Origin of the sequence: Streptomyces sp. NPDC059567 (assembly GCF_042735655.1) — a bacterium.
Taxonomy (GTDB): domain Bacteria; phylum Actinomycetota; class Actinomycetes; order Streptomycetales; family Streptomycetaceae; genus Streptomyces.
Genome location: NZ_JBHWBS010000015.1, coordinates 24,038 through 37,045, shown reverse-complemented (window position 1 = coordinate 37,045; position 13,008 = coordinate 24,038). Strand labels below are relative to the sequence as shown.

The following is a 13,008-nucleotide window of genomic DNA, read 5'->3' as shown; positions in this document are numbered from 1 at the left end:
GACCGGGGTGCCCCTTCTTCGCGCCGTCAGGCGTACGCGTCGAGGTCCTCGACCCCCGAGAACCCCAACCCGTACGCGCTCATGCCACGCCCGTACGCCCCGATGTGCACCTCACCCGCAGACCCGGCCAGCACCCACCCGAACTCCGACTCCCGGTAGTGGAACGGCACCGGCACCCCGTCCACCGGCAGCGACAGCGTCGACCACTCCGGACCCGTCAGGTCGTCCGCGAGCTCGAAGGCCGTCTCCGTCTGCTGGTCCAGCCAGTCGTCCCGCAGCGCGTGGTCCAGCTGCGCCGGCCAGGTGTAGGCGAGGAGCCCCGAGCCGGCCAGCCAGGCGGCCGAGGCGACCGTGGTGGCGTCCAGGACCCCCGTACCGTCGGCAGAGCGCCTCACCGGGTTCGCCGCGACCGTCACGACGACCGCGAAGCGCTCCTTCTCGACCCCGCTCGCGTCGGACTTTATGGACGGCTCGTCCCCGTGACCCATCGACCCGTGCTGGACGGTCCCGTCCGCCGCCGTGCCGACCTGCATCAGCCAGCGCGGCCCGGTGAACGCCTCGTCAAGTCCGTACCAGGTGAAGGGTGCGCGCAGAAAGCCTTCGGCCGCGCGCCGGGCAGCGGGCACTCCCTCCACCCGACTCGTCGTCTCCATCTCGGCCGCCTCCTCGATCCGTTGTGCCCGCGTCGGCGGACAACAGATGGAGGATAGCCACCGGTGTGCGCCCGGTGGTGTCAGCCCAGGTGGTCAGGTCGCGTCGGAGTCGTACGGCGGCCGCTCACCCGTGCCCGGCTTGTCCTGCTTCTTGAGGAGGTCCGGCGAGCCGTTGACGGCGGCCGGAACCGACGGGGTCTCCGTCTCGCGGCCGTGCACCGCGTCGGCGACCTCGTTCATCTCCTTCTTGAGGTCGAAGCTGCCGCGCAGCTCCTTCAGCTCTTTGAAGTCCTCGTTGCCCTCGAGCTGCTTGCGCAGGAACGTCTTCGGGTTGAGGTCCTCGAACTCGAAGTCCTTGAACTCGGGCCCCAGCTCGGTGCGGATGTCGGCCTTCGCGCTCTCCGAGAAGTCCTTGACCTTCCGGACGAAGCGCGAGACGTCCTGGATGACCTTCGGCAGCTTGTCCGGGCCGAAAACGAGCACAGCGAGGACCACGAGCGTCACGAGCTCGAGTATGCCTAGGTCGTTGAACACCTTGCTGCTCCTTACACGGGGTCCGGGGCCCGCTCCACGGTACCCGCCGAAACCTCCGGGCGGGTACCTTGCGGTGTCTCCCACATGGCGCTCAGTCGCCCTGCGAGGAACCGAGCGTCAACGTCTTCGTCTGCTCCTTGCCACCGCGCATCAGCGTCAGCTCCAGGCGGTCCCCCGGGCGGTGGGCGCGGATCTTGACGATCAACTCCTCGCCGCTGTGGACCCGCTGGCCGTCGACCTTGGTGATCACGTCGCCGGGGCGGACGCCCGCCTTGGCGGCCGGGCCGCCGGGGGTGACGGAGGCCGAGCCGTCCTTGCCCTTCTCCCCCACGCGCGCGCCGTCGCCGTTGAACTGCATGTCGAGGCTCACACCGATGACGGGGTGAGTGGCCTTGCCGGTGTTGATCAGCTCCTCGGCGACCCGCTTGCCCTGGTTGATCGGGATGGCGAAGCCCAGGCCGATGGAGCCGGACTGGCCGCCGCTCTCGTCGCCTTCGCCGCCACCGGCGGCACGGATGGCGCTGTTGATGCCGATGACCCGGGCCTTCGAGTCGACCAGCGGACCGCCCGAATTGCCCGGGTTTATCGGCGCGTCGGTCTGGAGCGCGTCGACATAGCTGACGTCGCTGCCGTCGCCCTTCTCGCCGCCGGCCGTGATGGGCCGCTCCTTGGCGCTGATGATGCCGGAGGTGACGGTGTTCTGGAGGTCGAAGGGGGCGCCGATGGCCACGACCGGGTCGCCGACCCGCACGTTGTCGGAGTTGCCCAGCGGCAGGGGCTTGAGCCCCGAGACGCCGGTGACCTTCACGACGGCGAGGTCGTAGCCGCTGTCCTTTCCGACCAGCTTGGCGCTCGCGGTCTCACCGCTGCTGAAGGTGACCGAGATGTCGCCGGAGGAGGAGGCCGCGTCGACCACGTGGTTGTTGGTCAGGATGTGGCCCTGGGTGTCCAGGACGAAGCCGGTACCGGTGCCCGAGGCGCCACCGCCGCTGACGTGGAGGGTGACCACGCTGGGCAGGGCGCTGGCGGCGATCCCGGCGACGCTGTCGGGGGCGCGGCCGGAGTCCTCGGCGCCGGCCTGGGGCAGCTCGATCGTGCTGATGCCACCGTTGCGCTCGACATAGGCGCCGACCGCGCCACCGAGCACGCCCGTGATCATGGCGAAGACCAGCGCGCCCGTGAGCGCGAGCCCGCGCCGGGAGCGGCGCCGCTTGACGGGCGGCTCCGCGCCGATGATCAGCGGGGCGAGCGGTGCGGCCCCGGGGGCACCCCAGGGGTCGTACTGCACCCACTGCGCGGGCTGCTGAGGCTGGGGGTGGGGCTGCGGTGCGGCCTGCTGCGGCATCGGCTGCGGTGCGGGTGCCGGGTGGGGCGTCGCGTGCGGGGCCTGCGGGGGTACGGGCTGCGGAGGTACGGGGACCCCGTGGGCCGGAGTCGCCACCGGCCGCTGCACCGGCGGGGCGGGCGCCCAGGGGCCGGGCCCGCCGTAGGGCGGGGTCCGGTACTCGTCGGGCTCGTGCAGCGGCTGCGGCGCGGCGAGGGGTTCGGAAGCCGTGTCCGCCCCGGAGTCCGGCCCCTTGGCGAGGGTGGGCCCCGCATCGGGAGCCGGGGCATGAACCTCGTCCGCGACCTGGTCCGAGACCGGGCCCCGGTCCTGGTCCGAGATCGTGACCTGGTCCTGGTCCGAGACCGGGCCTCGGTCCTCGTCCAAGGTCGGGAGCTGGCTCTGGTCCGAGACCGGGCCCCGGTCCTGGTCCGAGATCGTGACCTGGTCCTGGACGGAGGTCGTGACCTGGTCCCGGACGTCCTCCGAGACCAGGACCTGCTCCAGGGTCGCGCCCTGGTCCGCAGGCGCCGCGTCGGCGGGGGGCTCGGGGGCCGCGGGGCCGTCCGTGGCCGCGGGTGCGGCGAGCGTGAAGTCCCCCTCGTCCGCGGCCGGCGGCTCCGGTATCTCCGCCTGACCGGCCGGCGGCGTCGTAGGCCGGCTCCACCACTTCGGCTTCTGGCCGGTGGGCTTCCCGTCGTTCATGCTCTCCCCGCAACAGCTGGCCTGTCCGCGCCCGCCTGCGTCGGGCACTCGTGACCTGGATTCAACCAGGTCCCGGGTCAGCGTTGGGAGGTGAGCGGGATCGACGACGAGCCGGAGGCCGTCGACGTGGCCGGGGCCGCGGTGGCGGTCGGGCCGCCGAGCGTGTTGAGCCCGGACGTGAACGCCAGGTGCAGCGCCGGTCCCGTCGGCCGTATGAACGGCGAGAGGGCCAGCAGCGACGGCGGGGCCTGGTCCTGGAGCCGGCCGGCCACCGCGGGGGTCGCCTCACCGGGAACCAGGGGTCCGGGCGCCACGACGCCGGGCGCCGACAGGGGCGCGCCGACAGGGCCGGTCGAGGAGGCCGTGACCGACCGCTCTCCCGAGCGCCCGCCGCGGCCGTTGGTCACACCCACGTTCGTACCCGCGCCGGTGCCCGGGTTCGAGCCGGTGCCGCCGCCCGAGGCGGCGGCCCGCAGCGGGGTCACGGTGTTGCCCGTGCCGTCGCCGCGCGCGCCGACGTTCACCGAGGACTCCAGCGGAAGGGCGCCGCCGAGCGCGATGGCGGCGAAGGAGACCGCGCTGGCCGCAGCGATACCGAAGCGCCGCCCGCGCCAGGGCGAACGGTCCTGGTCGGGACGGCCGACCGCGTGGATACGGAAGCCGGAGTGCGGGGAGACGACGGCCGTGGCGAAGCCGTCGGACTTCACCCCGCCGGCCGCGCCGGACCCACCGGGTCCGCCCAGGCCGAAGAGTTCGTCGAAGGGTCCCCGACGGTCGTCGGCCCCCGGATCACCAGGGCCCCCCGGCAACCCCTGGAGGCGGGCGAGGAGCCCCTCCGAGGGCGGAGGGGGGGCGGTGGAGGCGAAGACGCTCTTCAGCGTGCGCTGGGCGTCGGCCTCCGCCTTGCATTTGGCACAGGTCGCGAGGTGCGCGAGGACCCGCTCGCGGGCGTCGTGGCCGAGCTCCCCGTCGACCAGCGCCGCGAGCCGGTCCCCGAGGTGCTGCTCCGCGGGGGTCGGGCCGGCAGGACGTGTGTTCACGCCGTACCGCCCTCCCAGCCGACGGCGGCCAGCGCGCGCTCCGCCCGGGCCTCGGGGGAACGGTGCTTCAGCGCCTTGCGCAGGTGGGAGCGCCCGCGGTGGATCCGGCTGCGGACCGTGCCGAGCTTCACGCCGAGCGTCGCGGCGATCTCCTCGTACGAGAGTCCTTCGATGTCACAGAGGACGACGGCGGCCCGGAACTCGGGCGCGAGGGTGTCGAGGGCCTGTTGGACGTCGGCGTCGAAGTGGGTGTCGTTGAACGCCTGCTGCGGTGAGGGCTCGCGGCTGGGCAGCCGCTCGGCCGCGTCGTCGGCGAGCGCGTCGAAACGGATCCGCTGCTTGCGGCGGACCATGTCGAGGAAGAGGTTGGTGGTGATGCGGTGCAGCCAGCCCTCGAAGGTGCCCGGCGTGTACGTCGACAGCGAGCGGAAGACGCGGACGAAGACCTCCTGCGTGAGGTCCTCGGCGTCGTGCTGGTTGCCGGTCAGCCGGTAGGCGAGGCGATAGACCCGGCCACTGTGCGTGCTGACGATCTCCTCCCAGGTGGGCGGAGTCCACGCCTGCGATTCCGCATCCGATGCGAAGGTCGCGGTGGTGGGAGCGGAGTCGGTGGTGTGGATTCGGTCAGCGGTGTCGGTCACGGATTTCGGCTCACCTGCCGACCTGAGAAGACGCCGAAGCACTCCTCCCCGATCCACAGGCGCAGCCGCACCTCCCCTGTCGGCTCTGGTGGTGTCCAGTGGAGCCCCTACCATAGCCACCTCGCCCGTTAGCTCCGGATAAGAATCTTTACGCGAATTTGGGGCCGGCCGAGCCGGCGCTCCGTATCGCGTCCCGCCTTCTCAGAACGCGCGGTCCCATCTGCGGGTTCCCGCGTGCAGCGGATACAGTCACCGTTGCGCCAACTACGGGGACAGGAGAGGGCCATTACCGCCAACCGGCAGACGAGCTGGGCGTTCGCCGACGCCTTTGTCGCCGAGGACGAAGCGCTGCGCTGGGCCCGTGACCGGGCCCGGGAGGCAGGGCTGCCCTCGGTGTCTCCGGGCACCGGCGCCGCTCTGCGCCTGCTGGCGGCCACGGCGGACGCGAAAGCGGTGGCCGAAATCGGTACGGGCACGGGGGTGTCCGGGATCTACCTGCTGTACGGGATGCGGCCGGACGGGGTCCTGACGACGGTGGACCTGGAGCCCGAGCGTCAGCAGTTCGCGAAGACGGCGTTCCGGGCGGCGGGCTTCGCCGGGAACCGGGCGCGTTTCATCCCGGGGCGCGCGCTGGACGTGCTGCCGCGGCTCGCGGACGGCGGATACGACCTCGTCTTCTGCGACGGCGACCGGCTGGAGTGCCTGGACTACCTCGCTGAATCGTTGCGCCTGCTGCGACCAGGCGGTCTGGTCTGCTTCGAGGGCGTCTTCGCGGACGGCCGTACGGTCGACTCCGCGGCCCAGCCCGCCGAGGTGCTGCGGGTGCGGGAGCTGCTGCGCGCGGTCCGCGAGAGCCAGGAGCTGCTGCCGTCCCTGCTGCCGGTGGGCGATGGCCTGCTGTGCGCGGTGCGACGGCCCTGAGGGCCCTCAGGGCCGCGGGATACGCGACCCACCCCTGACACACCCCTGCCCCGGCGCGGTGGGTACCGTGCCGGGGCAGGGGCGGACAATCCTGGCTTGTCGCGTCAGCCGACTACCTGCTTCAGGGCGTCGCCGAGTGCTTCGGCCTCGTCCGGGGTCAGCTCGACGACAAGCCGACCGCCGCCTTCGAGCGGAACGCGCATGACAATGCCCCGCCCCTCCTTGGTCACCTCGAGCGGGCCGTCGCCCGTCCGCGGCTTCATGGCCGCCATGCTTGTTCCCCTTCCTGAAACCAGCTCTTCGTCAGCCGACGGCCCCTGATCGGGAGCACACGTCACCGGCATCGAACACATTGCTTCCAGGTCATTATCCCGCATCACAGGACCCGATGACCAACATCAGGTTGCATCGCTTGTGCAACGCGCTTCCGCAAAACCGCCCTTTTCGGCGATCAGCCTGCGATACTTCGCCGCCGCCTCGCCACTCGTTCGCTGTCAGGCTTTGACGCAGCTCACATGTGCGGGGTGCGTGATCTCCGCCATCCTGGGGGTCCCCCGCACGAAGTCTGGGGGAGGGTCAGGACTCCAAAGACGCGAAGGGAAGCCCCGATGGCCGACACCGTTCTGTACGAAGTGAGCGACGGACTCGCCACGATCACGCTCAACCGGCCCGAGGCCATGAACGCGATGAACGTCGAGGCGAAGGTCGCCCTGCGGGACGCGGCGGAGGCGGCCGCGGCGGACACCGCCGTACGGGCCGTGCTGCTTACGGCGGCGGGCGACCGGGCGTTCTGCGTGGGTCAGGACCTGAAGGAGCACGTGGGTCTGCTGATGTCGGACAAGGAGTCCGGGTCGCAGCACACCATGAACACCGTCCGGGACCACTACAACCCGATCGTCAAGGCGCTCACCGGCATGAAGAAGCCCGTGGTGGCGGGCGTCAACGGCGTCGCGGCCGGGGCCGGCTTCGGCTTCGCGCTGGCGGCGGACTACCGGGTCGTCGCCGACACCGCCGCGTTCAACACCTCCTTCGCGGGTGTCGCGCTCACCGCCGACTCCGGCATGTCGTGGACGCTGCCCCGGCTGATCGGTGCGAGCCGCGCCTCCGACCTGCTGCTCTTCCCGCGCTCGATCAGCGCCCAGGAGGCGTACGAGCTCGGCATCGTGAACAAGCTGGTCCCGGCCGCCGACCTCGCGCAGGAGGCCCTGAAGGTCGCCCGCACCCTGGCCGAGGGCCCGACGGTGGCGTACGCGGCCCTGAAGGCGTCGCTGGCGTACGGGGCGGACCGCTCGCTCGCGGAGGCGCTGGAGAAGGAGGACGAACTCCAGACGGCGGCGGGCGCGTCGGAGGACCACACGATCGCGGTCCAGGCGTTCCTGGCGAAGGAGAAGCCGCGGTACGTGGGCCGGTGACGCCGGGCGTGGCCCGGGTCGCCGTCAGCGGCCGCCCCGGGCCACGCACTCCTTCAAGTGGTCGTCGACGAGGCCGCAGGCCTGCATCAGGGCGTACGCCGTCGTCGGGCCGATGAACCGCAGGCCGCGCTTCTTCAGCGCCTTGGACAGGGCCGTCGACTCGTCCGTCACGGCCGGCACGTCGGCGAAGGTCAGCGGGGCCGGGCGGGTCGTCGGGTCCGGGGCGTACGACCAGATCAGGGAGTCGAGCTCGCCGGGGGACCAGGTCGCCAGCGTCTTGGCGTTCGCCAGGGTCGCGTCGATCTTCGCCCGGTTGCGGATGATGCCCTCGTCCACGAGGAGCCGCTCGCGGTCCGCCTCGCCGAACTCCGCCACCGAGGCGATCTCGAAGTCGGCGAAGGCCCGTCGGAAGCCCTCACGGCGGCGCAGGATCGTGATCCACGAAAGACCCGACTGGAACGCCTCCAGGCACAGCCGCTCGAACAGCGCGTCGTCGCCGTGGACCGGGCGGCCCCACTCCTCGTCGTGGTACGCCACGTAGTCCTCGGTCGACAGGCCCCAGGGGCAGCGCAGTCGGCCGTCCGGGCCTGGGATCGCCCCGCCGCTCACCGGTCCTCTTGGTTCTTCCGCAGCGAGGGCCCGGCCCCGCCGGCCAGCGCCGCCTGCAGCTCCGCGATCCGCGCGTCCCGCTCGGCGAGCTCGGCGCCCAGGCGGCCCAGGACGTCGTCCACGTCCGCCATGCGGTAGCCCCGCGCGGTCACCGGCAGCCGGAGCGCCTCGATGTCGGCGCGGTCGACCGGCCGGGTCTCCGGCAGGGGGTCGACCAGCTGCTCCGGTGCCACCTCGGGCAGCACCTCGCTGTCGCCTCCGCCGACCACCGCCAGGGTGACCGCCGCGACGACCACGACCATCGCGATCAGCAAGAACCAGAACACCAGCGCGCCTCTCCCCGGAATGGAAAACGTCCCACCGCCGATCGTGCCATGCGCCACCGACAGTTAGGGTCGCAGGCGAACGGACGCGAGGGAGGACAAAAGGGATGCTGCGCTTGGGACGGCGTGAATTCGGGCCGCACGAGCCGGTGATCATGGCGATCGTCAACCGGACCCCCGATTCCTTCTACGACCAGGGCGCCACCTTCCGGGACGAGCCGGCCCTCGCCCGCGTGGAGCAGGCGGTCGCCGAGGGCGCCGCCATCATCGACATCGGCGGGGTGAAGGCGGGACCCGGCGAGGAGGTCACGGCGGAGGAGGAGGCGCGGCGCACGGTCGGCTTCGTCGCCGAGGTACGGCGCCGGCATCCGGACGTCGTCATCAGCGTCGACACCTGGCGCGCCGATGTCGGCGAGGCGGTCTGCGAGGCCGGCGCGGACGTCCTCAACGACGCGTGGGGCGGCGTGGACCCGCGGCTCGCGGAGGTCGCCGCCCGGTACGGCGCCGGGCTCGTCTGCACCCACGCGGGCGGCGCGGAGCCGCGGACCCGGCCGCACCGGATCGCGTACGAGGACGTGATGGCCGACATCCTGCGGGTGACCGTGGGGCTGGCGGAGCGGGCGGTCGAGCTGGGCGTACGGCGGGACGGGATCATGATCGACCCCGGTCACGACTTCGGGAAGAACACCCGCCACAGCCTGGAGGCGACCCGGCGGCTCGGCGAGATGACGGAGACGGGGTGGCCGGTGCTCGTCTCATTGTCGAACAAGGACTTCGTGGGAGAGACGCTGGACCGGCCGGTGAAGGAGCGGGTGCTCGGCACGCTGGCGACGACGGCGGTGTCCGCGTGGCTGGGTGCGCAGGTCTACCGGGTGCACGAGGTCGCCGAGACGCGGCAGGTCCTGGACATGGTGGCGACCATCGCGGGACACCGTCCGCCCGCCGTGGCCCGGCGAGGATTGGCGTAGGCGCGGGGCGCCGGGCGCCCCACGCACGGCGCCCAGGGTGTCCGGCGGGTCAGGGCCGTGTCCGGCTCCAGACCCGCCGGACACGCCCTAGCGGCCCGTCTCCTTCGTCACGAGGGCGACCGCCTCGTCCACGTCGTCCGTCACGTGGAACAGCAGCAGGTCCCGCTCAGAGGCCTTGCCGCCCGCGACGACCGAGTCGCGGAGCCAGTCGACGAGACCCTTCCAGTACTCCGTACCGAAGAGCACGATCGGGAAGCGGGTCACCTTGCGCGTCTGGACCAGGGTGAGCGCCTCGAAGAGCTCGTCCAGGGTGCCGAGGCCGCCCGGGAGGACCACGAACCCCTGCGCGTACTTCACGAACATCGTCTTGCGGACGAAGAAGTAGCGGAAGTTCACGCCGATGTCGACGTGCGGGTTGAGCCCCTGCTCGAAGGGGAGCTCGATGCCCAGGCCCACCGAGATGCCCTTGGCCTCCCGCGCGCCCTTGTTCGCCGCCTCCATGGCGCCCGGGCCGCCGCCCGTGATCACCGCGAAGCCCGCCTCGACCAGCGCGCGGCCGAGCCGCACACCGGCCTCGTACTCGGGCGAGTCCGGCTTCGTACGGGCCGAGCCGAAGACGCTGATCGCGCTCGGCAGTTCGGCGAGCGCGCCGAAGCCCTCGACGAACTCGGACTGGATGCGCATGACCCGCCAGGGGTCTGTGTGCACCCACTCCGAGTCGCCTTCGGTGTCCAGCAGACGCTGATCCGTGGTGCCCGGCTGGACCTGCTCGCGGCGCCTGAGCACCGGTCCCTGCCGCTGCTCCTCCGGCTTCCGCGCTCCCTCGGGGATACCCATGGCCTGCTCCCTCCACCGATCCACTGATCTTCTGGTTCGGTCAGGGTAGGTCCACAGACGTGACAAAAAGCGAAATTACGTCTGTCAGGTAGTGAGCCAGTCGCGGAGCCGGTCCTCGCACTGGACGATCCGGTCCACGACGACGTGCTCGTCGACCTTGTGGGCGTAGATCGGGTCACCGGGGCCGTAGTTGACCGCGGGGACGCCGAGCGCGCTGAAGCGGGCCACGTCGGTCCAGCCGAACTTGGGCAGCGCGGTGCCGCCGACCGCCTTCATGAACTCGGCCGCGGCCGGGTGCGAAAGGCCGGGCAGTGCGCCGCCGCTGTGGTCGTCGATCACGAACTCCGCGACCCCGCAGTCCGCGAAGACCTCGCGGACGTGCGCCTCGGCCTCGGCCTGGGTGAGGTCGGGGGCGTAGCGGTAGTTGACGACGACCGTGCAGGCGTCGGGGATGACGTTGTTGGCGACGCCGCCCTCGATCCGTACCGCGTTGAGGCCCTCGTGGTACTCCAGGCCGTCGATGACCGGCTTGCGGGGCTCGTACGCGGCGAGGCGGGCCAGGATCGGGGCCGCCGCGTGGATGGCGTTGGAGCCCATCCAGGAGCGCGCGGAGTGGGCGCGCTCGCCCTCCGTGCGCAGGAAGACCCGCAGGGTGCCCTGGCAGCCGCCCTCGACCTCGGCGTTCGAGCCCTCCAGGAGGATCGCGAAATCGCCCTCCAGCCAGTCGGGGTGCGCCTCGGCGACCTTCCCGAGGCCGTTGAGGTGGGCGGCGACCTCCTCGTTGTCGTAGAAGACGAAGGTGAGGTCGCGGTTGGGCTCGGGGACGGTGGCTGCGATACGGAGCTGTACGGCGACGCCCGACTTCATGTCGGTCGTGCCGCAGCCCCACAGGATGCCGTTCTCGTCGAGGCGCGAGGGCACGTTGCCCGCGATCGGGACGGTGTCGATGTGGCCGGCGAGGATCACGCGCTCCGCGTGGCCGAGCCGGGTGCGGGCCACGACGTTGTTGCCGTACCGGTCGACGGTGAGGTGCGGCAGGGCACGCAGGGCCTGCTCGATCGCGTCGGCGAGCGGCTTCTCTGTCCCGCTGACGGAAGGGAAGTCGACGAGCGCGGCGGTGAGCGCCGGACCGTCCAGCGCGAGGTCGAGGGGAGCGTTGTCAGCCATGTGCCGACCCTAACCCGGCCTCCAGTACGGTTGGCCCCGTGTCCGAGCCCATCCGCCACTCCCGCAGTTCTCGCAACGGCCGCCTTGCCAGGTTCACGGCCGGGTTCGCCGTGCTCCTCGGCTTGGCCGGCTATCTCGCCGTGCACCACGCCACGGGCCCCAAGGGCGCTCCCGGCTGCATCGTGGGCAGTGGCGAGAACACGTACGCGTTCTCGCCCGAGCAGGCGTCGAACGCCGCCACCATCTCCGCCGTGGGCACCACCCGCCGGATGCCGGAGCGCGCGGTCACGATCGCCCTGGCGACGGCGCTCCAGGAGTCCGCGCTGCGCAACATCCAGCACGGCGACCGGGATTCGCTCGGCCTCTTCCAGCAGCGCCCGTCCATGGGCTGGGGCACGCCGGAGCAGATCATGGACCCGGTGTACTCCTCGGGGAGGTTCTACGAAGGTCTCGCGAAGGTCCCCGGCTATTCGCGGCTCCCGCTGACCGTGGCGGCGCAGAAGGTGCAGCGCAGCGGTTTCCCCCAGGCGTACGCGAAGCACGAGCCGGACGCGGCGCTGCTTTCGGCTGCGCTGACCGGCCGCTCGGCCGCGTCCCTGAACTGCACGACGAGCCCGTCGAAGGACGGGCAGCCGGGGGATCCGGCGAAGGTGCGGGCGGAGCTGGTGCGGGCCTTCGGCGAGAAGGCCGCCCCGAAGGGGGCGGCCGGGGGCGCGGGCAGTGCGGGACGCTCCGGGGCGAGCGTGGGCGGCGCTCACTCCGTCCTCTCCGTGCCCGTCCTCGCGACCACCGGCACGGACGCGCAGCGGGGCTGGGAGCTCGCCCACTGGGCGGTGGCGCGGGCGGACGACCTGCGGATCGCCGAGGTCGCGTACGCGGACAAGGTCTGGCGCGCGAGCGACCCCTCCGGGGCGTGGTCGACGACGGACGGCGACGACGGCGAGAGCGGCGGCGCGGTTCGCATTCGGCTCGCGCAGTAGCCGAACTCCGGCACCGGGCACCCGTACGGGAAGTCACCCGACCGAGCTATTCGCCACGTTCCGCGGTACCCACCGCCCCACACCGCACAGCACCACGCCCATCCCCTTGCGAGGCATGGGAAGTGACGGTTCAGCAGGGGTTGGATCTTCGGACGCGTTCGTCCGCTTTCCTCCCCACCCGATAATGCGATGCATTGCGCAGCCTTTACCTTCGACCGCCGAAACCTCCACCTCCCCCGCCTCGGTTGTCACGGAGTCAGAACGTCCTCTCCGTCGAAGGAGCACCATGTCCCTCCCCCTGACCCGTCGGATCGCCCGCGCCGCACTCCTCGTGGCCGCCGGAGCAGCCCCCGTGGTCGGTGCGGCCGGGTCCGCGAGCGCCCTGGACCACAGCATCGCGCCCACCGGAGCCCTCTCCGGTATCTCCAGCCTGGACGGCGCCGGTGTCGGCAACGCCGTCGACGGCGCCTCGCAGACCGCCACCGGCGTGGTCGGCGACACCGGCAGCAAGGCCGTCCCGGCCGCCGGCCAGACCGTGGGTGCGGCCGGCAAGACCGCCACCCCCGCCGCGCAGAAGGTCGCCGGCGACGCGGCGGGCAGCGCGGGCGAGGTCCTCGGCGAGACCGCCGGCGCGGCCTCCCAGAACGCCCCGTCGGCGGGCGGCCTCGGCAAGAGCCTGCCGACCGGCGGCGGCGTGCCCTCGCTGGGCGGCCTGCCGCTCGGCGGCTGACCCCCGGTCCGGTTCTCCGGCACCGGTACGGGAGAGGGGGGGGGGGGGGGGCGGCAAACCCACCCCCCCCCCCCCCCCGCGCGCGGGGGCGAACCCAGGGAGGAGCGCCCCCCCCCCCCCCCGCGACGGGGGGGGGGGGACACACCCGCCAACCCCCCCCCCCC

15 protein-coding genes are annotated in these 13,008 nt (G+C 72.3%); 5 read left to right on the top strand and 10 right to left on the bottom strand.

The features are described from left to right. Positions 1-26 precede the first annotated feature (26 nt). The 5 genes from ACFVZW_RS10305 to sigE form a co-directional block, all read right to left on the bottom strand. A complete protein-coding gene (locus tag ACFVZW_RS10305; protein ID WP_384519363.1) occupies positions 27-653 on the bottom strand; it encodes a hypothetical protein in 627 nt (208 codons plus the stop codon). Positions 654-746: 93 nt separating this feature from the next. Continuing rightward, the gene (locus ACFVZW_RS10300) at positions 747-1,187 is read right to left on the bottom strand and encodes a sec-independent translocase (protein WP_384519361.1); all 441 of its coding nucleotides are present in this window, start codon (positions 1,185-1,187) and stop codon (positions 747-749) included. A gap of 91 nt (positions 1,188-1,278) precedes the next feature. Further along, positions 1,279-3,216: a S1C family serine protease gene (locus tag ACFVZW_RS10295; RefSeq protein WP_384519359.1), complete on the bottom strand. Its 1,938-nt coding sequence runs from the start codon at positions 3,214-3,216 to the stop codon at positions 1,279-1,281. Positions 3,217-3,293: 77 nt separating this feature from the next. Next, entirely contained in the window at positions 3,294-4,256 is a 963-nt protein-coding gene (locus tag ACFVZW_RS10290) for an anti-sigma factor family protein (RefSeq protein ID WP_384519358.1), read from the bottom strand. Then, complete coding sequence (sigE, locus tag ACFVZW_RS10285) at positions 4,253-5,011, bottom strand: RNA polymerase sigma factor SigE (protein ID WP_384519356.1); 759 nt, start codon at positions 5,009-5,011, stop codon at positions 4,253-4,255. The genes ACFVZW_RS10290 and sigE overlap by 4 nt, the downstream gene beginning before the upstream one ends. 141 nt (positions 5,012-5,152) lie before the next feature. On the opposite strand from sigE, the gene ACFVZW_RS10280 reads away from it, so the two are divergent. Then, positions 5,153-5,818, top strand: a complete 666-nt coding sequence (locus ACFVZW_RS10280; protein WP_384519463.1) for an O-methyltransferase — start codon at positions 5,153-5,155, stop codon at positions 5,816-5,818. A 104-nt stretch (positions 5,819-5,922) separates the two neighbouring features. Here ACFVZW_RS10280 and ACFVZW_RS10275 read toward each other — a convergent pair whose 3' ends face one another. Continuing rightward, positions 5,923-6,090, bottom strand: a complete 168-nt coding sequence (locus ACFVZW_RS10275) for a DUF3117 domain-containing protein (protein ID WP_006346801.1) — start codon at positions 6,088-6,090, stop codon at positions 5,923-5,925. Positions 6,091-6,426: 336 nt separating this feature from the next. On the opposite strand from ACFVZW_RS10275, the gene ACFVZW_RS10270 reads away from it, so the two are divergent. Next, positions 6,427-7,230 carry an enoyl-CoA hydratase/isomerase family protein gene (locus ACFVZW_RS10270; protein ID WP_384519354.1) on the top strand — a complete coding sequence of 268 codons (804 nt, stop codon included), beginning with the start codon at positions 6,427-6,429 and terminating at the stop codon, positions 7,228-7,230. 24 nt (positions 7,231-7,254) lie between these two features. Here the strand turns inward: ACFVZW_RS10270 and ACFVZW_RS10265 are convergent, their stop codons facing one another. Continuing rightward, a complete protein-coding gene (locus ACFVZW_RS10265) occupies positions 7,255-7,839 on the bottom strand; it encodes a DNA-3-methyladenine glycosylase I (protein ID WP_384519352.1) in 585 nt (194 codons plus the stop codon). After that, the gene (locus ACFVZW_RS10260; RefSeq protein WP_384519350.1) at positions 7,836-8,165 is read right to left on the bottom strand and encodes a DivIVA domain-containing protein; all 330 of its coding nucleotides are present in this window, start codon (positions 8,163-8,165) and stop codon (positions 7,836-7,838) included. Before ACFVZW_RS10260 ends, ACFVZW_RS10265 begins: the two co-directional genes overlap by 4 nt. 104 nt (positions 8,166-8,269) lie before the next feature. Here ACFVZW_RS10260 and folP point away from each other — a divergent pair, with 104 nt between their 5' ends. Further along, positions 8,270-9,130 carry a dihydropteroate synthase gene (gene folP, locus ACFVZW_RS10255; RefSeq protein ID WP_383556284.1) on the top strand — a complete coding sequence of 287 codons (861 nt, stop codon included), beginning with the start codon at positions 8,270-8,272 and terminating at the stop codon, positions 9,128-9,130. A gap of 87 nt (positions 9,131-9,217) precedes the next feature. Here folP and ACFVZW_RS10250 read toward each other — a convergent pair whose 3' ends face one another. Both ACFVZW_RS10250 and dapE read right to left on the bottom strand, forming a co-directional pair. Continuing rightward, a complete protein-coding gene (locus tag ACFVZW_RS10250) occupies positions 9,218-9,967 on the bottom strand; it encodes a TIGR00730 family Rossman fold protein (protein WP_384519348.1) in 750 nt (249 codons plus the stop codon). An 84-nt stretch (positions 9,968-10,051) separates the two neighbouring features. Beyond that, entirely contained in the window at positions 10,052-11,134 is a 1,083-nt protein-coding gene (dapE, locus tag ACFVZW_RS10245; protein ID WP_384519346.1) for a succinyl-diaminopimelate desuccinylase, read from the bottom strand. 38 nt (positions 11,135-11,172) lie between these two features. Here dapE and ACFVZW_RS10240 point away from each other — a divergent pair, with 38 nt between their 5' ends. Further along, positions 11,173-12,114, top strand: a complete 942-nt coding sequence (locus ACFVZW_RS10240) for a hypothetical protein (protein ID WP_384519344.1) — start codon at positions 11,173-11,175, stop codon at positions 12,112-12,114. A gap of 286 nt (positions 12,115-12,400) precedes the next feature. After that, positions 12,401-12,844 (top strand): ATP-binding protein, encoded by a 444-nt coding sequence (locus ACFVZW_RS10235; RefSeq protein ID WP_384519342.1) that lies wholly within the window; start codon positions 12,401-12,403, stop codon positions 12,842-12,844. The last annotated feature ends 164 nt before the right edge of the window (positions 12,845-13,008 follow it).